Genomic DNA, 22,876 nt, shown 5'->3' on the forward strand with positions numbered 1-22,876 from the left:
GTTGAGAAGGAGGGGAAATCAATGATTATTCTACCTTTACGAAAAATTCGAGAACGGTTAGGTAAATTTTTTACTCCGATCGTTTTATTAATATTTTTCTTATCAATGGGTGGTTTAACTTATACAAGTGTTCAACCACGAACTGTTGATTATCGAGAGGGACAAGTAGCAGAGCAAAGTATTCGTGCAAATAAGACCATCGAAAATACAACTGCTACAGAACAGAAACGTCAGTTAGCTGCAGAATCAGTGATCCCAGAATATACGTATCAACAAGATATTGCCCAAACTCAACACAATTTAGTGGAACACTTATTTAATTTAGTAGCGAATGTCAATCAAGCAAGTGATGAAGAAAATCAACGTCGAGAATCGGAAAGTGGAGACGAAGATGCTCGTTTAGTTTCGACAGACGAAAAGATAGCCATGCTAAAAAAGGAATTTGAAAGTATTGATTCGGATAATTTGAATTTTTATCAAAGAATCAGTAATACTTTTTTCCAAAATGTATTTGCTTTAAATGAAGAAGAATTAACGTCGGTCAAAGAAAATAGTTTAAATCTAATTGATGAACAGATGGGAAATCAGATTCGTCAATCTGGTTTAGCGGAAGTTCGTCGAGCAGCAGAAGACAAGTTAGAGATGTTGGATTTGTCCAATACTCAAGTCCAAGCAGTTCGAACCATGATTAATCAAGGAATTGTTGCTAATACTTTTTTAAATGAACGTCGTACTGAAGAATTGCAAGAAGCAGCCAAAGATGCGATTCGTCCGGTTATGATTTATCAAGGAGAAATTATTGTTCGTGAGGGCTCGCAAATTGATGCTAATGCCATTGAAAAACTTACATTATTAGGGATGACTAGTCAAAGTACCTCAATTTTTCCAATTGTAGCGATGACAGCGGCAATTATATTACAATTAATTGTGTTAATGTACTACATGAAACAACTAGAAGATAATGAAAAACGCCAAAATGCTGTCGCTTTTTATGTCATAATGATGGTTTTAAGCATTTTGGTTATGAAATTTTTCCAGATTTTCCAAACGGAATTAATGCCTTTTATCCCGTTGTTTTATCCAGCGGCATTTGTACCTCTTGTATTGAGTTTATTTATTAACCGTCGTTTAGGTATTTTGTCGGCTGTTTTTCAAGTGATTTCAGCTATGCTGATTTTTTATCACTCGATTGGAACCAATAATTTAACCATTATTTTGATTTCGTATATGTTTTCAGGATTAATGGGAACAGTTATTTCAAGAAAACGAATTGCTGATCAAGGAATTACTTCCTTAGTATGGGTTGTTGTGTTTCCATTTATTATGAATGTCATTTTAGTGATTTTCCAAGGAATGGATTTTGCAAGTGGTCAGACATGGATTACACTCGTGGCAAGTATCGCCGGAAGTATTCTTTCCTTATTATTGACAATCGGCTTGCATCAATACATCGAATTATTGATTACAGACGATAGTGTAATTGTTTTGAATGAACTAAGTAATCCAAATCATCCGTTATTGAAACAATTATTAGAAGAAGCACCAGGAACGTATCATCACAGTATGATGGTCGCAAACTTGAGTGCCAATGCCGTGGCAGAAATTGGTGGTGAGTCGCTACTAACTCGAGTAGCTTGTTACTATCATGATATTGGAAAATTAAAACATGCGAATTTCTTTGTGGAAAATTTACCAGCAGGAGCAGAAAATCCACATAATTTCTTACTACCTGAAGATAGTAAACAAATTATTTTTGGACATGTCATTGATGGGGCTAAAATTTTAGAAGAAAAAAATATGCCACAAATGGTGATTGATATATGTCGTCAACATCATGGAACAACCTTAATGAAGTTTTTCTATGTAAAAGCGAAAGAACGTAACTCAGAGACAACGGAAGAAGAATTTCGTTATCCTGGACCAATTCCACAAACGAAGGAAGCAGCAGTGGTAAGTATTGCGGATAGTTGTGAAGCAGCAGTTCGTGCGATGGACAATCCAACGAATGAAAAAATCAGAGAATTTGTTTCTAACTTAATTACTGGTCGTATTTTAGACGGTCAATTAGATGACTCAGGATTAACGTTAAAAGAAATTCGGATTATTGAAAAATCATTGATTAATGGTTTATGTAGTACCTTCCATTCAAGAATTAAATATCCGAAGATGAAATCTGAAGCGGAGAAAATGAAAGAAGAACAGGAAAGAAGAGAAAAATGATGGAGATTACCTTTATTGATGAAACAAATTCTGTTTCGCAAGACAAAATTACTGATATTGATTCATTATTACAGTTTTCTGCAAATTATTTAAAATTATCAGCAGATACTGAAATGTCTGTTACTTTCATGGACAATGCAGCGATTCAAGAAATTAATCGGACATATCGTGGCAAAGATACTCCAACTGATGTCATCAGTTTTGCGATGGAAGACGAAGGAGAAGACGAAGTACCAATTATTTTTGAAGAAGAACTTGAGTTTGATATGCCACGTACACTAGGTGACATTATGATTTCAATCGAACGAGCACAAGAGCAAGCGGAGGAATATGGACATAGTTATGACCGAGAATTAGGCTTTCTAGCATTGCATGGCTTTTTGCATATTAACGGTTATGATCACATGACACCCGAAGATGAGAAGGAAATGTTTGGATTACAAAAGGAAATTTTGGATGCCTATGGACTGGAAAGATAGAAGTGTAGATAAGAAAACAAATATTGCGAAGAACAAACGATTCATTAACTCAGTAGAATTTGCAATCACTGGAATAAAGACCGTCTTTCATGATGAACGTAATATGCGTAATCATTCGTTCGTAGGAGTTTTAGTAATAATTCTAGGATTCATTTTCCAGTTGAATCGTTTTGAGTGGCTGTGGTTATTGTTGTGCATTTTTTTAATGCTCATTATGGAAATCATAAATACTGCTTTTGAAAATGTAGTAGATATGGTCACCAATAAACATTTCCACCCATTAGGAAAAAAAGTCAAAGATATGGCCGCAGGTGCGGTCTTGATTACTTCTGTTTTTTCAGTTGTTGTCGGTTTGATTATTTTTCTCCCTAAAGTACTTCAGTTCTTTTTTAACTAAAAACTATTAACTATTGAAACAGAAACAATCAGGAGGATATTATGACAGAACATAAATCAGGCTTTGTTGCGATTGTTGGTCGCCCAAATGTTGGGAAATCTACCTTATTAAATCGCATTGTTGGGCAAAAAATTGCTATTATGAGTGATAAAGCTCAAACAACTAGAAATAAAATTCAAGGAGTTTACACAACTCCAGATACACAAATTGTCTTTATTGACACCCCCGGAATCCATAAACCGAAGCATCGTTTAGGTGACTTTATGGTGGAAACAGCTTATAGTGCGTTAAGAGAAGTTGACGTGACGTTATTCATGATTAGTGCGGATCAAAAACGTGGTAAAGGGGATGACTTCATTATTGAACGCTTGAAAAAAAGTGAAGTTCCTGTTTATTTAATCGTCAATAAAATTGATAAAGTTCATCCAGATGCTTTACTAGAAACAATTCAGGACTATTCAAGTCAAATGGAGTTTGCAGAAGTTGTACCGATTTCTGCAACTGAAGGTAATAATTTTGAAACCTTGATGAATGTGTTAGAAGAAAATATGCCTGAAGGACCACAATATTTCCCAGAAGATCAAATTACAGATCACCCTGAATATTTTATTGTTTCTGAATTAATTCGTGAAAAAGTACTATTGTTAACAAGAGATGAAGTTCCTCATTCAGTTGCAGTAGTCGTTGATTCAATGAAACGTAATGAAAATGATAAAGTCCATGTTCAAGCAACAATTATCATCGAACGTGATAGCCAAAAAGGGATCATTATTGGTAAAGGCGGTAAAATGTTAAAAGTCATTGGTACCAAAGCCCGTCAAGATATTGAACGTCTATTAGGTGATAAAGTTTATTTAGAATTATGGGTAAAAGTTCAAAAAGATTGGCGCGACAAACAAACCTACTTGAAGGACTTTGGTTACCGTCAAGATGATTACTAATCAAACGAGCTAGATGAATTTCAAATACTTCTGTTTACTAGAAACTTGAAAAGTAAAACTTCCAGTCCAATTGTCCGAAAAAGTCACTCATTACCAGAGACCGCTCTGAGCCTCCTAAAGGAGTCTCAGAGCTTTCGGGGTTCAAACACAGTGTAAGAAGTAGAAAAACACTACTCCTAACACTGTGTAATTCATCCTCATCTATAGCTGGTGATGAGTGCTTTTCTCCCAGTTGGACTTCCAGTTTTGAAATTCATAGTTGCATTAAATACATAATTGCAATTATTTACACTCAGAAACTGGAAGGACAAACGGAGAAAAATCCTTGTCGTGGTATAAAGAGCTGAATGAATTACTCTGAATTAGTGCAACTAGCACCTAGTCAGAGTTTGAACGATAGCAGCCAAAGAGACTCTGTCAAGAGGCTCGTGGCGGTCTTCCACAACAAGGTAGTTTTCGGAGCTTTGTTCTGGAAGTTTCCGTTTTCATCTAATTTTAATTGTACATAATAACTTTCAAACAGTTATCAAAGTAGTGAGGAGGAGAGAAGATGGCGATTGCTGAATCAAAGGGAATTCTTTTGTTTAGTAGAGACTATAAAGAAAAAGACAAGTTAGTTAAAATTTTTACTGAATCAGCTGGTAAACAAATGTTTTTTGTCAAAGGCGCCCATCGGAAAAATAATCCTCTCGCTCCGGCATTGTTGCCCTATACCGAAGCCGTTTATATTGGTAAGTTTAATAGTGAAGGACTTTCTTTTTTAAATGCGGCAAAAGAGGTTCATCCTTTTCGAAACATCCAAAACGATATTTTTGCGGCAGCCTATGCAACGTATATGATGAATTTGGCTGACGCTGCGATTGAAGATCGGGTCTATGATCCTAATCTGTATAGTTTTTTGAAACAAGCACTTTTGATGATGGATCAAGGAAATGATGGGGAAGTTTTAACTAATATTTTTGAAATTCAAATTTTACAAAGATTTGGTATTGCTATCGACTGGCAGAAATGTGCTATTTGTGGAGAAACTCATGGAAAATTTGATTACACCTCTGCTCATAATGGAGTTCTGTGCCAACGTCATTGGGAAAGAGACCCAAGGCGCTATCATGCCGATCCTGTGGCCATCCATTTTATTCGAATTTTTTCTCAAATTACTTACGATCAAATTAAAAATATCGAATTAAAGCCAGAAACAAAAAAAAGCATTCGTCAAACGATTGATGCCCTTTTTGAAGAGTATGTAGGACTTCATTTAAAGAGTAAAAAATTCATTGATCGAATGGGCGATTGGGAAAATCTTCTTCAGCCAAAGACATGAGTCTCATAAGAGATTGATGTCTTTTTTTCATAGCCAAAAATTTCTCACGATTGTCAAAAGTATCGTTGGAGGAGAGTATTCTTGTTGAAGTTTACCTCGCCATTTAATTTTATTCGGGAATTGCAGGAATAATTTATAGAAAATTTAGAAATCTAGCCAGTATTGATTGATTTTTAATGAAAATATAATTATGATAATCTTAATACATTTTAATCTATAATAGAGGGAGTGGGGTTTTGGAAAATCTGTTTTCAGTATTAAGACCTGAAGAACAAATCGCATTACATCTTAGAGGGCTTTATCAGTGGCATGGTTTTCAACTATACCACCTAAGTAGTTTTGAAGAATATGGACTATATAGCCAAAATAAAAATTATTTAGATGAGTCCCAAGTCATCACTTTTACAGGTGGTGATGGTCGAATTATGGCATTAAAGCCAGATATTACTTTGTCGATTGTCAAAAATACACCACCAGGGGAGACTCGTAAGGTTTATTATAACGAGGACGTGTATCGACATGACCGTCAAAATAGTGAATATTTACGAATCCATCAAACGGGTTTGGAATATATTGGCGATATTGGTCAAAAAGAAGAGTTAGAAGTACTACATTTAGCCTTAGAAAGTTTATCGGTGGCTGGTGGGGGAGTTTTAGATATTTCTCATATGGGAGTCTTAAAAGCTATCTGTCAATTGTTTCCAAATGAGTGTCATCAAGAAGTTATTAAAGCCTTACAGCAAAAGAGTCCCCATACTTTGCGTATTCTAGGTGAAAGATCAGGAGTTTTGGAAGAAAAAATTCAATTGTTGGAAGAATTAACTACACTTTCTGGAGATTTTAATCAAGCTTATCAAAAAGCAGAAAGATTACTGAAAAATCCAATTGCTTTGGATGCTTTAGAAGAAGTAAAAAGTTTATATGATGCTTTACAAAAGGAAGAACGTATACCTCAAAACATGGAAATTCGTTTAGATTTTTCGATTGTTAATGATGCGGCTTATTATAGTGGCTTATTGTTTCAGGGTTTTGTTCAAAATAATAAGCAAGCGGTTCTTTTTGGTGGTCGTTACGATCATTTATTGCAAAAACAAGATAAAAGCCAACGTGGTATAGGATTTGGTATGCACTTGAATGATTTAGGTCGTGAAAAAGAGTTAGATCACTCAAATGATTATCTTTGTTTTGCTCTACCAAAAGGACGGATGGCTGATTCAGTTTACCAACTTCTTGTAGCAGCAGGTTTTGCTAGTGAAAATGTTTTTGAAGATAATCGAAAATTAATTTTTATAGACGAAGAGAAAAAACTGAAATTCTTCTTAGTGAAACCTAGTGATGTAGCTATTTATGTGGAACATGGTGTTGCTGATATTGGAGTTATCGGCAAAGATGTTTTAGATGAAACCGAACCAAATGTTTTAGAAGTTTTAGACTTACAAAAAGCAAAATGTAAAATGGCAGTCGCAGCACATAAGGATTTTAAGCAGGATAATTCTCGTATCTTACGTGTAGCGACTAAATATCCAAATACGACACGTAAATTCTTCAGTCGCAAAGGACAGGCTGTTGAGCTGATTCAATTACATGGTTCAATTGAGTTGGCCCCGTTATTGCATTTATCTGATGTTATTGTGGATATTGTCGAAACAGGAACGACTTTAAGAGAAAATGATTTAGAAGTCATTCAAGACATTGCTTTATCCTCTGCTCGAATGGTAGTTAACCATTCAACATGGCGTTTTAAGGAAAAAACTGTACAAAGATTGTTAGAGAAGGTGAAGGAACAATTATGATTAAGATTCGAACGACCAAAGAAGAAAGTATTGAGTCATTAGTTGCTCGTCAAGCAGGCGAGAGTCAAGATGTTTCCGCATCAGTCTCTGAAATTTTACAAGAAGTACGTAAAAAAGGCGATCAAGCCTTGCAATTTTTTACCAAAAAGTTTGATCAGGCTGAAATAACCAATTTCCGTGTGGAAGATAGTGAAATAGAAACTGCGTTACAATCAACTTCTGCAGATTTTTTGAAAATTTTAGAAGAGGCAAAAAAAAATATCACTGTCTTTCATGAGAAGCAATTACAACGTGGTTTTATTACAACCGATGAAAAAGGAATTGTGATGGGGCAACGAGTGATTCCACTTGATAGTGTCGGTGTTTATGTTCCAGGTGGAACCGCGGCTTATCCAAGTACGGTATTGATGGATGTTTTACCAGCCAAAATTGCTGGGGTTGAAAAAATTGTGATGATTACTCCTCCAAATAAGGAAGGAAACATTCCGACAGCCATTTTAGCGGCTGCTCATATAGCAGGTGTGGATGAAATTTACAAACTAGGTGGTGCTCAAGGAGTCGCTGCTTTAGCTTATGGAACTGAAACTATTCCAAGTGTCGATAAAATTGTTGGTCCGGGAAATATTTATGTAGCGACAGCTAAACGGATGGTCTATGGCATCGTAGATATTGATATGATTGCTGGTCCAAGTGATATCTTGATTGTAGCGGATGAAACGTCGGAGCCTAGTTGGCTGGCAGCTGATTTATTGGCCCAAGCGGAACATGATACCTTGGCACAGGCAGTCCTAGTGACGACCAGTCAAACAATTGCTGAAAAAGTTCAAGAAGAGTTGACGATTCAGTTAGCTGAATTGCCTCGAAAAGCAATTGCTCAAACTTCTCTTGAAACAAATGGCAAACTGATTGTTGCCGAAAATGTAACGGAAGCACTAGAAATTGCCAATCGTATCGCACCAGAACATTTGGAATTGTGCGTAGCGGAACCTTTTGCTCTCTTAGGGAAAGTCAAACATGCAGGCAGTGTATTTTTAGGACATCATACGCCAGAAGTATTAGGGGATTATTTTGCTGGACCTAATCATACATTACCTACTGAAGGCACAGCTCGCTTTTATTCTCCATTGTCAGTCGATGATTATATTAAGAAAAGTAGCTATCTATACTATTCAAAAGAAGCTTTACAAGGAGCCGCCGATTCAGTGATTGAATTTGCCGAAACAGAAGGCTTAAGCGGTCATGCCCGTTCAATGGCTATTCGTAAAGATACCCGTTAGAAATTTTAATACTTTATTAGAAATAAGGAGAATATTCAATGAGTTTTTTAGATCAAAAATTTCAATATTTAACACCGTATGTTCCTGGTGAACAAGCAATACAAGAAGAAGTTATTAAATTAAATACTAATGAAAATCCTTATGAGCCACCGAAAGCTGTGGTTGAAGCTGCCAAAGCTGCTTCTGAAACACTCAATCGTTATTCAGATCCAGATTGTCAGGAGATTGTTATTCCTTTAGCCGAACACTTAGGAGTGGCACCTGAAAATGTCATTGTGGGAAATGGTAGTGATGAAATTCTTTCTTTTCTTTTTCAAGGTTTTATGGAGAAAGGGGCTCAATTTCCTGATATTACTTATGGTTTCTATCCAGTCTATAGTGACTTGTTTCAATTAAAAGCTAGTACGATTCCTTTAAAAGACGACTTAACAATTGACTTAGAAGATTATGCCGGTGAAGAAACAGTTATTTTTGCGAATCCCAATGCGCCAACAGGTTTAGGTATCTCACCAACAGTTATTTGTGATTTTGCCAAAGCAAATCCTAATCGTTTGATTATTATAGATGAAGCTTACGGGGATTTTGGTGATGTATCTGCCGTTCCTTATTTAAAAGACCATCCTAATTTGTTAGTAGTAGGAACTTTCTCAAAATCGCGTCAGTTAGCTGGCGGACGTTTAGGGTACGCAATAGGTTCTCCTGAAGTTATTGCTGATTTGAATAAGTTACGTTTTAGTTATAATCCTTACAATGTTAACAGTATGACTTTAGCTTGTGGCGCTGCTTCATTAGCTTCACAAGATTATGTTGAAGCATGTACCAATAAAATTATCGAAACTCGAGAATGGATGAAGTCTGAATTAAGAAAATTAGATTTTGAAGTAACAGACAGTCAAACTAATTTCTTATTTTTACAACATCCAAGAGTGACAGGTGAAAAAATATTTACGTATTTAAAAGAGAAAAATATTTTCATTCGTTGGTTTAACCAGTCGAGAATTGTGAACTATGTGCGAATTTCCATTGGTACACAAGCGGAGATGGAAAAATGCCTAGCAGTAATAAAACAAATCGAAGGAGTGGAGTCATGAGAACAGCTTCAGTGACGAGAAATACGACCGAAACAAAGATCAAGTTAACCGTAAATATTGATGGAACAGGGAAACAAAGTTTTAAAACCGGTGTGGGATTTTTAGATCATATGTTGGAATTATTCTGTCGTCATGGTCGCTTTGATATTGAATTAGTTTGTGATGGAGATGTTCATGTGGATGCCCATCATACAACAGAAGATGTGGCAATTGCTTTAGGAAGAGCTTTTTCTGAAGCTTTAGGAGAACGCCGAGGAATTATTCGTTATGGTAGTTTTTTACTTCCAATGGATGAAAGCTTAGTCATGACGGCGATTGATATTAGTGGTCGTGGCATGGCAGTTGTGAAATTGGAAATCCCAAGTCAAAAAATTGGCACACAGTTTGATACGGAATTAGTAGAAGAGTTTTTTATCGCTTTTGCTAGAGAATTAGGAGCAGCGATTCATCTTCATCAAATCGCTGGAACAAACAGTCATCATATTGTTGAAGCGTGTTTTAAAGGATTTGGAAGAGCGTTAGGGCAAGCAACAAGTATTGATGAGGTTGCACCAGATGAAATTCCTTCCACCAAGGGTACAATTATTTAGGAGGTCAACAATGATTGCAATTATTGATTACGGAGTTGGAAATTTATTTAGTTTATCGCGATCTCTAGAATTTTTAAGAATTGAAAGTACGATAACTAACGATGTGGATGTCTTAAAAACAGCTGATCAAATTATTTTACCCGGTGTTGGTGCTTTTGGTGACGCCATTCAAAAACTGCGAGAACATCAATTAGAAACACCAATCAAAGAATTAGTTGCAGCTGGAAAACCATTTCTAGGTATTTGTTTGGGAATGCAATTGTTGTTTGAAAAAAGTAGTGAATTTGGCGAACATCGCGGTTTAGGTTTACTTTCGGGAGAGATTGTTTCTTTAAAAGAAGCTTTGCAAAAAGAAAATCTTTCTTTGAAAGTACCTCATATTGGTTGGAATGAACTGCTGGTAAAAAAAGAATCGGTTTTATTAAAGGAATTTCAACAAGGGGAACAAGTCTATTATGTACACAGTTTTTATGCGACCAATTGTGAGGACAGCTTGATTGCCACCAGTGAGTATGGTATTGAGGTTCCCGGCTTAGTTGAAAAAGGCAATGTCTATGGTGCACAATTTCATCCAGAAAAAAGTGGCGCTGTTGGTTTGCAAATGTTAAAAGCATTTTCGGAGGTGAAGGCATGAAGATTTTCCCAGCAATTGATTTGTTAAATGAAAAAGTTGTCCGACTATATCAAGGAGATTATGAACAACAAGAAATTTTTGGCGAAGATCCTGTGGCTTTTGCGAAAGGATTTGAAGACAAAGGCGCAAAATATCTGCATTTGATTGATTTAGATGGAGCAAAAGATGGCGAACTACGCTACTTTAAAACGGCTGAAAAAATTGTTGAACAGACAAACTTATTTGTTGAAGTAGGTGGAGGAATTCGTGATGAAGCAACGATTGAACGCTGTTTACAAGCTGGCGTACATCGCGTTATCATTGGGACCTTACCTCAAAAAAATCCATCTTTAGCCAAAAAATTAATTGAAAAATATGGCGAAAAAATTGCTGTTGGAGTAGATGCTCGTGATGGGAAAGTGGCGGTAGAAGGTTGGTTAGAAACCACTGAAACAGATGCTTTTGAATTTTGTAAAGAATTAGCATCCTGGGGTGTTAAAACAATTATTTTTACTGAAATTTCTCGTGATGGTACTGGACAAGGGATCAACATCCCATTGTATCAACAGCTTCTGGAAATTGAAGGAGTGGAATTTGTTGCTTCAGGTGGCGTAGCAAGTATACAAGATATTACTTTATTGAAGGAAATCGGTGTTCCTAGTGTAATCGTCGGCAAAGCCTTATATAAAGGTGACTTGAAACTAGAAGATGTATTGAAGGAAGGGGAATAAGATGATTTCAAAACGAATTATTCCCTGTTTAGACGTTCGTGATGGTCGGGTTGTGAAAGGTGTTAATTTTGCAGGACTAAGGGATGTCAATGATCCGGTTACTTTGGCTAAATTTTACAATCAACAAGGTGCGGATGAATTGGTCTTTTACGATATTACCGCTTCTGCAGAAGGGCGAGGAATTTTTACCGACATTTTACAAGCCGTTGCCTCCGAGGTCTTTATTCCTTTAACTGTTGGTGGTGGAATCAATGAATTAAAGGATTTCGAACGGGTCCTAAACTGTGGCGCGGATAAAGTCAGTGTCAATTCAGGAGCCATTCGTCAGCCTAAATTGATTGAAGAAGGTGCTAAACGTTATGGAAGCCAGTGTGTCGTGTTGTCGGTTGACATTCGACGTGTTGGCAATCAATGGCATGTATTTGCTAAAGGTGGTCGAGAAGATACTGGAATTGATGCATTAGAATGGATCCGTCAGGGAGAAGCAAATGGTGCAGGAGAATTAGTCATTAATAGTATGGATACCGATGGCGTAAAACAAGGCTTTGATTTACCGCTGTTAAAAGCTATTACTGAATTTTCATCCTTACCGATTGTTGCTTCCGGTGGTGCAGGAAATGCCGAAGATTTTATTGAGCTATTTCAGTTACCGAATATTGAAGCTGGTTTAGCCGCCTCCATTTTTCATTATGGGGAAGTAAAAATTCCTGATTTAAAAGCACAATTAGCTAAAGAAAATATTCCTGTACGCAGAGTTTAGACAAGGAGGATTTTATGGAATTAAAATTTGATGCCAATGGTTTAATCCCAGTTGTGGTTCAAGATGCCACAACTAAAGAAGTTTTAACTGTGGCTTATATGAATAAAGAAAGTTTCGAACTAACCTTAAAAGACAAGCTGATGACGTATTATTCACGTAGTCGTCAAGAATTATGGCGCAAGGGAGAAACTAGTGGAAATTATCAACATTTGGTTTCTCTAAAAGCCGATTGTGATCAAGATGCACTAGTGGCACTAGTTCAAAAAGACGGTCCTGCTTGTCATACAGGAGCAGAAAGTTGTTTTTACGAAACAATCGTTGAAGGAGAAGAATCAGAAGTATATTCTTTGCAACAGCTATACGATTTAATTAAAACTCGCAAAGACACTCCACAAGAAGGAAGCTACACCAGCTATCTTTTTGAAAAAGGCAAAGAAAAAATCCTCAAAAAAATTGGAGAGGAATCCACGGAAGTTGTAATCGGTTCTATGAAAGAAGACACCGAGGAAACGATCTATGAAATTGCTGATTTAGCCTATCATCTACTAGTGTTAATGAATGAAATGGATATTTCTGTCGATCAAGTAGCCGATGAATTAGCAAAACGACACGTTGTCGATCATAAAGTAAAACAAGAAACCAAACAATAAGAGTGAACCAAGAAGTCATTTTATGGCTTCTTGGTTTTTGTTTGTGGATAGAGCCGAATTTATAAGAGTGTAGAAATCAGATTTATGCACCAAAAGCGGTGAAAAAGGTGCAAATCACCGAGCATTGCACCAAAAGCGTTTAGAAAAGGTGCAAAACGCCGAGCATTGCACCAAAGGCGGCAAGAAAAAGTGCAAACAACCGAACTTTGCACCAAAAACGGTAGAAAAAAGTACAAAAGCCAGATTTATGCACCAAAATTCTAAAGAAAAGGTGCGAAACTCAATTATAGGATAAGCTATTCAAATACAATCGGAAGGTTTCTAAATCTTCTGGAAAAAAATAATCTTTAATCTTCCTCAAACGAGGAGGTCCGTACAATTCTTTCAAATACTTCGGACCTAGATAGCTACCTGAAGCAAATGTTTCTCGAATAGCCAGAATCGCTGATTGTGCGCCTTTTTCAGGACTTTGTGCAATTAAATTTGTCGCCAGACGAATCCATTGTTTTGTTTTTCCAGCGATACGACCGTTAAAAATTTCAGTATTAGAGTAACCAGGATGTGCTGCTAGTACTTGCCAAGTCGGGTGTTCTTCGGCAAACAATGCAGTCAACAACAAATCTGCATACTTACTTTGACCATAAACTAATTTAGGTAAATGACCATCAATTGTTGAAATATCTAAATGTTTGTGGTGGCCAGCGACACTACACATAAAGATGCATTTAGGTTTAGTGGCTTTATCTAAAAGAGGAGCTAATTTTTTAGTTAATTGATGAGGGCCAAATGTATTTGTCATCCAAACTTTACTAAAAACGTGATTCATGGCAGAAATTTTTGCCCCAGAATTTTCAAAAATTCCAGCATTATTTACTAGAATATCTATACAAGGATAACGATTATTTAAATCATTTACCAAAGAATCAATAGAGGACAAAGAACATAAATCCAAAGCAACAACATCGAAACTGCCCTTTAAGGAACGTATTGCTTCTTTTCCTTGCATTACATCTCGACAAGCAACAATAATATGAGTATCGGGAGCAGCCAACCCTTTGACAATTTCTAATCCAAGCCCACGATTTCCACCAGTGACTAAAATATATTTCATATGATTTCCTCATCTCATTAAACTTTTAACGCACTGCTACATTTTGAAAATTATCAAACCATTCTTCAATTTCTTCGTCACTATCAATCTTTAAAATTTTGAAAATTTGATATGCAAATTCAACTGCTGCCGTTTCATTTGCAGTTATAAACCCGTTATCGTAAACAACTTGGGCGAAGATATAGAAATTTTCGCCAGTGTATTCTTTTACACTTTGAAATAGACTTAAAGCATCTCCTGTATGACGGATTTCATTAAAAAATCCATGCTTGCAAAGGAAGTAAGTTGCGCCACAAATTGCAGCAACTGGAATCTCCACTGCTCTACTGTTTTGATAAAATCAGCAATTTGCGGATAATTAACTGTTTCTCATGAAAGACCTCCAGGCATGATAACCATAGCAAGTTCATCAAAATTGGTGAAATCTGCTACACTAAAATCTAAGCTACTATTGATGCCACCCATCGATATCTTATTTTCATTATCCACCGCAATTGTTTTAACCGTATAGTCAGAGAATGAATTAGCGACAGCCATAGCATAAATCGCTTCCCAATCATTCCAATGATCAGTTGACACAACAAGAATTAATTTTTTTCCAAGAGCAAAACTTCTTCAATTTTTTCTATCTTATTTTCTATTGTACTTGAGAATTCATGGAGATTCTACAATTGATAGGGTGTTTCAACAATAAAGATTTGTTATTTGAAAAATAAACATGAAACTTTCATTTGACAAATCACCTCTATAAGAATTATTATAGATGTAATCAAATACGTGCATTGAACAATTTTAAGGAAAAAGAGCCCCCTTTGATAGCGAACTTGGGAAAGTGAGAGCCAAGCAAGGAACTTTTTACCGCAGGCGATTGAGAGCACAAGACAAACGAAGCTGCCGAGCAATCGGAAGTAGGGTGGAACCGCGAGTAAATCTATTCGTCCCTATATCTAGACAATTATTTTAATTGTTTTAGATATAGGGACTTTTTGCTGTGAATCACTACGATTCGCCGAACAAAGTGAGAGCGAGAGTAGATCCTTCAAGAACTTAGCGATTTATCGCTTAGAGCTTGATGAGATCGTAACGAAGTGGAGTGATGAACAGTACTAGCTGAGCGAAGCGAGGGTAGTTACCATAGTTCGAATCACTACGATTCGCCGAACAAAGTGAGAGCGAGAGTAGATCCTTCAAGAACTTAGCGATTTATCGCTTAGAGGTTGATGAGATCGTAACGAAGTGGAGTGATGAACAGTACTAGCTGAGCGAAGCGAGGGTAATTGCCTTAGTCCCAAAAAACTACGATTCGCCTAAAAAATTTCACAACTTTCAACCGCAATAAAAATTTTGTCAAAAACACGAAAAAGGAGCATAACTATGAGTCAAAAATTATCTGTTCAAGAAATGATTTTAACATTACAAAAATTTTGGTCTGACAATGGTTGTATGCTGATGCAAGCATATGATACTGAAAAAGGAGCAGGAACCATGAGCCCGTATACGTTATTACGTGCGATTGGTCCAGAGCCATGGAATGCTGCTTATGTAGAACCTTCACGTCGTCCAGCTGACGGTCGTTATGGTCAAAATCCAAACCGTTTGTATCAACATCATCAATTCCAAGTGGTGATGAAACCTTCACCAGAAAATATCCAAGAATTATACTTGGAGAGCTTAGAAAAATTAGGTATCAATCCGTTAGAACATGACATCCGCTTTGTAGAAGATAACTGGGAAAATCCATCAATGGGTTGTGCTGGTTTAGGTTGGGAAGTTTGGCTAGACGGAATGGAAATCACTCAGTTTACTTACTTCCAACAAGTTGGTGGCTTAGCTTGTAATCCTGTGACCTCTGAAATTACTTATGGTTTAGAACGTTTGGCTTCTTATATTCAAGAAGTGGAAAGTGTCTATGAATTAGAGTGGGCACCAGGAGTGAAATACGGAGAAATTTTCAAGCAACCAGAGTACGAACATTCAAAATATTCCTTTGAAATTAGTAATCAAGAGATGCTTTTAGAGAACTTTGTTAAGTTTGAAACTGAAGCAAAACGTTGTATTGAAGAAAGTCTTGTGCATCCAGCCTATGATTATATTCTAAAATGTAGCCATACCTTTAACTTGTTAGATGCAAGAGGAGCCGTTTCAGTAACTGAACGTGCTGGATATTTAGCTCGTATTCGTAATATGGCTCGTGAAGTTGCAAAGTTATTTGTAGATGAACGTAAAAAACTTGGTTATCCATTATTAGATCGTGAAACCGCTGAAAAATTATTGCAGGAGGAAGAATAAGATGGCAAAAAATCTACTATTTGAAATTGGTTTAGAAGAATTACCTGCACATGTTGTTGTTCCAAGTATGAACCAATTAAAAGAAAAAACTGAAAAATTTCTAAAAGAAAACCGACTAGATTTTGAAGAAATTCAAGCTTTTTCAACACCTAGACGTTTAGCAATTCATGTAAGCAGTCTTGCTGAAAAACAAGAAGACGTGGAAGAAGAAGTGAAAGGGCCTGCCAAAAAGATTGCTTTGGATGCAGAAGGTAATTGGTCAAAAGCAGCCCAAGGATTTGTTCGTGGACAAGGACTAACAACCGAGGATATCACGTTTAAAGAGTTAAAAGGTGTCGAGTATGTTTATGTAACGAAACATACGGCTGGGAAAACTGCCACAGAAGTACTAACTGGTTTAAAAGAAGTTATCACAAGCTTGGCCTTCCCAGTAACGATGCATTGGAACAAATATGAGTTTGAATACATTCGTCCGATTCGTTGGTTGGTGGCTTTATTAGGGGATGAAGTGATCCCTTTTGAGATTTTAAATGTGTCGACAGGTCGTATTTCTCGTGGTCATCGATTCTTAGGACATGAAGTGACATTTAAACATGCAGACGACTATTTAGAAAATTTAAAAGAACAATTTGTTCTAGCTGATTCAAAAGAACGTGAAGCATTAGTTGTCAAACAAATCGAACAAATTGCCTCAGAAAATAATTGGCAAATTGATTTAGATGAAGATTTATTGGATGAAGTAAATAATTTAGTTGAATATCCAACCGCTTTTGTTGGGAATTTTGATGAAAAATATTTAGCTGTTCCAGATGAAGTTTTAGTCACTTCAATGAAAGAACACCAACGTTACTTTGATGTCCGCAATGCAGCAGGAGATTTGTTGCCTCATTTTGTCTCTGTTCGTAACGGAAATAGCGACAAAATTGAAAATGTCATCAAAGGAAATGAAAAAGTCTTAATCGCTCGTTTAGAAGATGCGGAATTTTTCTACAGTGAAGATCAAAAATTAACGATTGACCAATGTGTAGCTAAATTAAAAAATGTGACTTTCCATGAAAAAATCGGTTCGATTTACGAAAAAATGCAACGGGTTGGTGTGGAAGCACAAATTATTGGTGAGAATGTTGGCTTAACAACAGAAGAGTTAGCTGATTTACAACGTGCTTCTGAAATTTATAAATTTGACTTAGTCACGAATATGGTGGGAGAATTCCCTGAATTGCAAGGGATTATGGGTGAAAAATACGCCCTATTACAAGGGGAAAAACCTGCAGTTGCTCAAGCGATTCGCGAGCATTACTTACCAATTTCTAGTGAAGGTGAACTACCAATCTCAAGTGTTGGTGCTGTTTTAGCGATTGCTGATAAATTAGATAGTGTGCTTTCATTCTTTGCAGTAGGCATGCGTCCAAGTGGTTCTAATGATCCATATGCGTTGCGTCGTCAATCTTATGGAATTGTGCGTATCATTGCAGACAAGGAATGGAAGTTCCCATTTGCTGGCTTACAACGAATGATTGAAGCGAAAGTTAATGCTGATCAAACACTTTATGGTGTAGAATTAGCTGATGCGGATAAACAAGTACTAGACTTTATGTACGCACGTTTGCGTCAGTATTTCTTAACCCAAAATATTCGCCACGATGTGATTGATGCAGTGATCAATGCAGAGGAAGAAGATATTCATCGTTTATTTGAGACAGCTGAGATGCTAAAATCTCATCTAAATGACGAAGACTTCAAGCCATCGATTGAAGCTCTTACACGTGTTATCAACTTAGCGAAAAAAGCACAAGCAGAAGAAATTGCAATTAATCCTGCACTATTCGAAAATGAAGCAGAAACAGCTTTATACAATGCAGTGATTGAATTAAAAGCTAGATTTGAACATCAAACAGTGGAACAAAATTATGGTTCATTAGTCGCTTTACGTCCATTGATTGAAGCTTACTTCGAGCAAACAATGGTCATGGTGGATGATGAAGCCGTTCGTAATAATCGTCTGTTACAATTAAGACAAATTGCTGAAATGGCACAAACTATCGCAAGTTTAGATTCATTGATTACGAAATAAACTAAAATGAGACAATGAAAATTAAAGTTCATTGTCTCATTTTTTACTATCATAGACGCTGAAAGAAAAGAACTAGGTGTCTATAAATAAAGGAAGTGATCCAATATACAGCAAAAAGTCATTCAAAGAATGTGGGCATTTGTGTTAGCTATCTTTTTTTCATTAGGTGTAATCAAGCAATTAGTGGATGGTTTGCAGATCAATGATTCTTATGAAATGGGTGTGTTTATCGGAACGTTAGTCATTCCAGCTTTCTTCTATTTTCTTGCGTTTAAGAAGAAACAAAAGTGAATTCTCTTAGAAGTAATTGCTGGTATTTTCATATATAAGCTTAATTGAAAATATCGGAAAATTGCGTTAGACTTATTTTTTAAGGCTTTTTTTTAAAGCATATGTCGATTTATTAGAACAAATGATTAATCAGTGATTGTATATTTGAATAAGAGTAAGTTAAAAAAGACGATTTCTAGCTTAAAAATCGTCTTTTTTCATTCTAATTAGGTTACATCAAATAAATCAATTTCAACAATATCGGAATATATAGCATATACAGTAACACTGAATAGCCCATACTAGAAGCAGCAAATTCTTCATCAGCGTGATAATTTCTTGCCAGAATAGGGACTGAATTTTGAACAGGCATAGCTGATTGGATAATAAATACTTGCAGCATCAAAGTTGGGACGGTAATCCATCTACCAATCAGCCAAACAATCAGTGGAGAGACAATGAATCGACCAATCAACACACCTAAAATATCTTTGTTCATTTTCAAATTTTTCACCCCATTAAAGTAAACCATAATTCCGATGGAGAGCATGGATAATGGTGTAGTTAAATCAGCTAGATAAGTACCGAAGCTGTTGACGATAACAGGAACTCTTAGTGAAAGTAGCATCCAAATCAAGCCAATAATAAAACCGATTAACGCTGGAGAAAAGATTTTTTTCAAGGCAACCAGTGGGTGAAATGAAATTCGAGCTTCTTCAATTTGTGGACTGTCTGTCGCAATCAAATAGATACCAATTGTCCAAAAAATAGTGGTATTAATGATGTAATAAAGTAAAACAAAAGGAATCGAGATTTCGCCAAAAATCGCTAAATTAATGGGCAAACCAATAAAAATCGTGTTAGAACAGGTGACCATTGTCGAAAAAGTTCCTTGACGGGTCTCAGTAATCCGAAAAATTTTACGATAAAGAAAAGTGAAAAGTAGTGTAACTAACATAGACAATAACGGGATAACCATTCCCGAAAATAAAGATAAAAACTCATCTCTTGAAAAGTTAGCAGTAATGTTTAAAAACATACTAAATGGTAGCGAAAAATTTAAAACAAGTTTGGAAAATACATCCGCTGTACGATTGCTGAACCATTTTTTATAAGATAACAAATAACCTAAAAACATTAATAAGAAAATAACAATAATATTTAAATACGCCTCTAACAAAATAACACCTCCTTTTTACAAAAAATGTTCTTTCCTTAAAAATAAGAAAAGAACATTTTTTTATTTATTATTTTTTGCGTTGTTGTTTACCTGCGTTTCGTCCAGTACCATTTTTAGGTCTTGGATTAGCAGCTACAGCTTTTTTAGGAGCTGCTTTTGGTACTTCATCCATAGGTGTAACTACAACTTTTGGTGGGTTTTCTTTCATTTCTTGGGCAACTTGTTCTTTAATTTTTGGTTTCATGATAACATTTGTAATGAACGTTTGGAAACAACCGAACAATCCACCGACTACCCAATACAAAGTCACACCAGCTGGCGCAGATAATGACATGAAGGTAATCATCAATGGTGAAACAATCATCATGCTTCTCATTGATTTCTTTTGTTCTTCTGGGACACCAATCATAGAAATAAAGCTTTGAGCAACATAAGAAATACCTGCAATGGCTACTAATAAAATACTACGTTCTCCTAATGGAATACCATAGAAGCTTGCTGACTCAATCCCAGGTGTGAACTGAGCAGTAAAGAAGAGTGCGGTAAAGATTGGCATTTGGATTAACATTGGTAGACAACCGATTCCACCCATCATACTCATATTGTTTTCTTTATAGATACTTTGCATTTCTTGGTTGGCTGCTAATTGTTCTTCTTGTGTTTTGGCAGCTTTTGCTTTCTTTTGTGCAAGTGTAATTTGTGGCTTAATGTATTCCATTTTTTCACTTTGGATCATCGATTTTTTCGATTGATTAATTCCTGTTGGTAAAATAAGGAAACGAACAATAATGGTTACGATAATAATTGCCCAACCAAAACCAAAGCCCCAGTTTGTCGCAATATAGGTTAACGCTCTGCCTAACGGTTCAACTAAAAAGCGATAAACTAAACCAGTGGTATCCGGAGAACCATCTTCCAAACGACTAACACATCCTGACAAAACAATCATTAATCCGATAAGTCCAGAACCCATCAACCATTTTTTCATTTTTCTCATGTACTTCTTCCTCTACTTATACTTATTTAAATTTAGACAATCATAACTATACTAAAAATTCCGAAGCATTTCAATGAACAACGCCCAATTTATTTGTGAAGGAAATATGAAGAAGTGACTATGGATAGTTAAACAGAAAATAAAAATGTACAAACTGTTCCTTCTTTAAGTTATTCATTGCTAAAAAGAGAACTCATCAGTTGTACAAAAAAACACAGTGGAGGAAGTAGGAAAGGACTCCCTTAATCACTGTGTAGTTTGTATGTCTCCAATATTAAGAAGAAGTATAACTCGCCCATACGTAATAAAAGAATTAATTTGTCACAAAGGAATCTCTTTCGGTAATAGAGGCATCTTCTTCTAGATCAAACTTAGATACTCGTCCAACAGGAGTAGGGGACTCTTTAACTTTTTGAATAAATAGTTCGATCACCTCGTCTTCTCCCATGGCTTCAATCGTAACAGAACCATCATCTTCATTTCGAGCGCTGCCATAAACACCTAATTGATCAGCTAACATTTTTGTTGTAATTCGAAAGCCAACTCCTTGCACGCGACCGTCCACATTCATTCGAATTTTTCTCATGATTTTTCCTCCTATTCATTGTCCTTACAAATTAAATGATAGCGTTTTTTTGATGTTTGGACAAGTCTCAGCAAAACATTCATGTTATAATGATGCGGGGTGAGAAGATGAAAGAAATCCAATCAACAAAAAATCAATTAATCAAAGAACGAAAGAAATTACATAAACGAAAATTTCGCGAACTAGAAGCCAGATATTTATTAGAAGGATTTCATCTAGTTGAAGAAGCTTTAAATTGTGGCGCACAAATCGAAGAGCTTTTTGTTGATGAACGTGGTTTAAAGGAATGGAAAAGCTGGAGAAATCAGTCCATTGATCAAGTTTATTTCGTTTCTGACGAAGTGATGAAGAGTTTGTCTGATTTACCTACACCACAAGGTATGATTGCGGTTGTACAAAAAGAAGAGCCTACATTTGATACTTTATTGGGAAAATGGCTCTTATTAGATAATGTGCAAGATCCGGGAAATGTAGGAACGATGATACGTACAGCGGATGCTGCAGGCTTTTCTGGAGTGATCTTGGGTACAGGTACAGCAGATATTTACAGCACAAAAGTTTTGCGAAGTATGCAGGGAAGTCAATTTCATTTGCCAGTTGTCTCAAAAGATTTACTTGAATGGATTCCTCAGATGAAAGAACATGGGGTACCAGTTTATGGAACTGAATTAAATACCGAAGCAGTGACGGTTTCTGAAATTTCTAAAAGTGAAAATGTTGCTTTAATCTTAGGAAATGAAGGACAAGGTGTTTCAAAAACTATTTTAGAAATGACGGATAAAAATTTATACATTCCTATCTATGGCAAAGCTGAGTCGCTAAACGTTGGTGTTGCAGCCGGAATTCTAATGTATGCATTTGTGTGAAAAAAGAAGACTCTTTAAGGAACTATTAAAAAATGCTTTTTTATATTAAAAGTTCTAGAATTCATAGAAAATCGTGTTATACTTGATGGTGAACAAAAAAATTAAAAAGGTGGCCAATCAGTTATATGACAGCAGCATGGCAAAAAGACAAAGAGTATCTCTCTTACGTAGAAGATTTACTTGCAACTGAAGAAGTCCAAAAATTATCAGAATTCGTTCAACATATGCATTCTACTCGTTTAGAGCATTCGATTAGTGTTTCTTATCAAAGCTATCGACTAGCGAAACGTTGGAATGGCGATGCCAAAGCAACTGCTCGTGCTGGCTTGCTACATGATCTTTTCTATTATGATTGGCGTACCACAAAATTCGATGAAGGTACACATGCATATGTACATCCAAGAATTGCTTGTAAAAATGCAGAGAAAATCACAGAGCTTTCCGAATTAGAAAAAGACATTATCATTAAACATATGTGGGGTGCGACCATTGCTCCTCCAAAGTACAAAGAAAGTTATATTGTTACGTTAGTAGATAAATATTGTGCTATCGAAGAAGCAACTAGCCCGATTGTTGAATCCCTTCGTTTGAAATGGCATCGTGCTATGCGTTGGACACAGTCTGTATAAGAATTTAAAAA

At 36.1% G+C, this 22,876-nt stretch carries 24 protein-coding genes; 18 read left to right on the forward strand and 6 right to left on the reverse strand.

Features of this window, described 5'->3' with window-relative positions; translation table 11 throughout:
- The first annotated feature begins 21 nt into the window (after positions 1-21).
- The 13 genes from AC4BBX_RS00330 to hisIE all read left to right on the forward strand — a co-directional run bounded on the left by AC4BBX_RS00330 (position 22) and on the right by hisIE (position 12,863).
- Positions 22-2,220 (forward strand): HD family phosphohydrolase, encoded by a 2,199-nt coding sequence (locus AC4BBX_RS00330; RefSeq protein ID WP_490454504.1) that lies wholly within the window; start codon positions 22-24, stop codon positions 2,218-2,220.
- Positions 2,220-2,699, forward strand: a complete 480-nt coding sequence (gene ybeY / locus AC4BBX_RS00335) for an rRNA maturation RNase YbeY (RefSeq protein ID WP_490455728.1) — start codon at positions 2,220-2,222, stop codon at positions 2,697-2,699. The genes AC4BBX_RS00330 and ybeY overlap by 1 nt, the downstream gene beginning before the upstream one ends.
- A complete protein-coding gene (locus AC4BBX_RS00340) occupies positions 2,677-3,096 on the forward strand; it encodes a diacylglycerol kinase family protein (protein ID WP_490454505.1) in 420 nt (139 codons plus the stop codon). Before ybeY ends, AC4BBX_RS00340 begins: the two co-directional genes overlap by 23 nt.
- A 41-nt stretch (positions 3,097-3,137) precedes the next feature.
- Positions 3,138-4,037: a GTPase Era gene (gene era / locus AC4BBX_RS00345; protein WP_490454506.1), complete on the forward strand. Its 900-nt coding sequence runs from the start codon at positions 3,138-3,140 to the stop codon at positions 4,035-4,037.
- A gap of 550 nt (positions 4,038-4,587) precedes the next feature.
- Complete coding sequence (gene recO, locus AC4BBX_RS00350; RefSeq protein ID WP_490454507.1) at positions 4,588-5,358, forward strand: DNA repair protein RecO; 771 nt, start codon at positions 4,588-4,590, stop codon at positions 5,356-5,358.
- Positions 5,359-5,594: 236 nt separating this feature from the next.
- Entirely contained in the window at positions 5,595-7,151 is a 1,557-nt protein-coding gene (gene hisG / locus AC4BBX_RS00355; RefSeq protein WP_490454508.1) for an ATP phosphoribosyltransferase, read from the forward strand.
- Complete coding sequence (gene hisD, locus AC4BBX_RS00360; protein ID WP_490455729.1) at positions 7,151-8,428, forward strand: histidinol dehydrogenase; 1,278 nt, start codon at positions 7,151-7,153, stop codon at positions 8,426-8,428. The genes hisG and hisD overlap by 1 nt, the downstream gene beginning before the upstream one ends.
- A 38-nt stretch (positions 8,429-8,466) precedes the next feature.
- A complete protein-coding gene (gene hisC, locus AC4BBX_RS00365) occupies positions 8,467-9,519 on the forward strand; it encodes a histidinol-phosphate transaminase (RefSeq protein ID WP_490454509.1) in 1,053 nt (350 codons plus the stop codon).
- Positions 9,516-10,109: an imidazoleglycerol-phosphate dehydratase HisB gene (gene hisB / locus AC4BBX_RS00370; RefSeq protein WP_490454510.1), complete on the forward strand. Its 594-nt coding sequence runs from the start codon at positions 9,516-9,518 to the stop codon at positions 10,107-10,109. Before hisC ends, hisB begins: the two co-directional genes overlap by 4 nt.
- A gap of 10 nt (positions 10,110-10,119) precedes the next feature.
- Positions 10,120-10,743: an imidazole glycerol phosphate synthase subunit HisH gene (gene hisH, locus AC4BBX_RS00375; protein ID WP_490454511.1), complete on the forward strand. Its 624-nt coding sequence runs from the start codon at positions 10,120-10,122 to the stop codon at positions 10,741-10,743.
- Positions 10,740-11,453 carry a 1-(5-phosphoribosyl)-5-[(5-phosphoribosylamino)methylideneamino]imidazole-4-carboxamide isomerase gene (hisA, locus tag AC4BBX_RS00380; RefSeq protein WP_490454512.1) on the forward strand — a complete coding sequence of 238 codons (714 nt, stop codon included), beginning with the start codon at positions 10,740-10,742 and terminating at the stop codon, positions 11,451-11,453. The genes hisH and hisA overlap by 4 nt, the downstream gene beginning before the upstream one ends.
- 1 nt (position 11,454) lies before the next feature.
- A complete protein-coding gene (hisF, locus tag AC4BBX_RS00385; protein ID WP_490454513.1) occupies positions 11,455-12,213 on the forward strand; it encodes an imidazole glycerol phosphate synthase subunit HisF in 759 nt (252 codons plus the stop codon).
- Positions 12,214-12,227: 14 nt separating this feature from the next.
- Positions 12,228-12,863 (forward strand): bifunctional phosphoribosyl-AMP cyclohydrolase/phosphoribosyl-ATP diphosphatase HisIE, encoded by a 636-nt coding sequence (gene hisIE / locus AC4BBX_RS00390; RefSeq protein ID WP_490454514.1) that lies wholly within the window; start codon positions 12,228-12,230, stop codon positions 12,861-12,863.
- 280 nt (positions 12,864-13,143) lie between these two features.
- Here hisIE and AC4BBX_RS00395 read toward each other — a convergent pair whose 3' ends face one another.
- The 3 genes from AC4BBX_RS00395 to AC4BBX_RS00405 are packed head-to-tail and all read right to left on the reverse strand — an operon-like array spanning position 13,144 to position 14,553.
- On the reverse strand, positions 13,144-13,974 hold the full coding sequence (locus AC4BBX_RS00395; protein WP_490454515.1) for an SDR family NAD(P)-dependent oxidoreductase: 831 nt from the start codon (positions 13,972-13,974) through the stop codon (positions 13,144-13,146).
- A gap of 25 nt (positions 13,975-13,999) precedes the next feature.
- Positions 14,000-14,293 carry a DJ-1/PfpI family protein gene (locus tag AC4BBX_RS00400; RefSeq protein ID WP_490454516.1) on the reverse strand — a complete coding sequence of 98 codons (294 nt, stop codon included), beginning with the start codon at positions 14,291-14,293 and terminating at the stop codon, positions 14,000-14,002.
- Positions 14,294-14,343: 50 nt separating this feature from the next.
- Entirely contained in the window at positions 14,344-14,553 is a 210-nt protein-coding gene (locus AC4BBX_RS00405; protein ID WP_490454517.1) for a type 1 glutamine amidotransferase family protein, read from the reverse strand.
- A gap of 795 nt (positions 14,554-15,348) precedes the next feature.
- Here AC4BBX_RS00405 and glyQ point away from each other — a divergent pair.
- From glyQ to AC4BBX_RS00420, 3 genes are all read left to right on the forward strand, one after another.
- Positions 15,349-16,263 (forward strand): glycine--tRNA ligase subunit alpha, encoded by a 915-nt coding sequence (gene glyQ / locus AC4BBX_RS00410; protein ID WP_490454518.1) that lies wholly within the window; start codon positions 15,349-15,351, stop codon positions 16,261-16,263.
- A 1-nt stretch (position 16,264) separates the two neighbouring features.
- Entirely contained in the window at positions 16,265-18,337 is a 2,073-nt protein-coding gene (glyS, locus tag AC4BBX_RS00415; RefSeq protein WP_490454519.1) for a glycine--tRNA ligase subunit beta, read from the forward strand.
- A 141-nt stretch (positions 18,338-18,478) separates the two neighbouring features.
- The gene (locus AC4BBX_RS00420) at positions 18,479-18,628 is read left to right on the forward strand and encodes a hypothetical protein (protein ID WP_490454520.1); all 150 of its coding nucleotides are present in this window, start codon (positions 18,479-18,481) and stop codon (positions 18,626-18,628) included.
- A 211-nt stretch (positions 18,629-18,839) separates the two neighbouring features.
- Here AC4BBX_RS00420 and AC4BBX_RS00425 read toward each other — a convergent pair whose 3' ends face one another.
- The 3 genes from AC4BBX_RS00425 to AC4BBX_RS00435 all read right to left on the reverse strand — a co-directional run bounded on the left by AC4BBX_RS00425 (position 18,840) and on the right by AC4BBX_RS00435 (position 21,370).
- Positions 18,840-19,787 (reverse strand): AEC family transporter, encoded by a 948-nt coding sequence (locus AC4BBX_RS00425; RefSeq protein WP_490454521.1) that lies wholly within the window; start codon positions 19,785-19,787, stop codon positions 18,840-18,842.
- A 67-nt stretch (positions 19,788-19,854) separates the two neighbouring features.
- Entirely contained in the window at positions 19,855-20,784 is a 930-nt protein-coding gene (gene yidC / locus AC4BBX_RS00430) for a membrane protein insertase YidC (protein ID WP_490454522.1), read from the reverse strand.
- 313 nt (positions 20,785-21,097) lie between these two features.
- Entirely contained in the window at positions 21,098-21,370 is a 273-nt protein-coding gene (locus AC4BBX_RS00435) for an acylphosphatase (RefSeq protein WP_490454523.1), read from the reverse strand.
- A gap of 107 nt (positions 21,371-21,477) precedes the next feature.
- On the opposite strand from AC4BBX_RS00435, the gene AC4BBX_RS00440 reads away from it, so the two are divergent.
- On the forward strand, positions 21,478-22,236 hold the full coding sequence (locus tag AC4BBX_RS00440) for a TrmH family RNA methyltransferase (RefSeq protein ID WP_490454524.1): 759 nt from the start codon (positions 21,478-21,480) through the stop codon (positions 22,234-22,236).
- Positions 22,237-22,361: 125 nt separating this feature from the next.
- Positions 22,362-22,865, forward strand: a complete 504-nt coding sequence (locus AC4BBX_RS00445) for an HD domain-containing protein (protein ID WP_490454525.1) — start codon at positions 22,362-22,364, stop codon at positions 22,863-22,865.
- Positions 22,866-22,876 lie beyond the last annotated feature (11 nt).

It is taken from the genome of Enterococcus sp. AMC1157 (assembly GCF_058216555.1).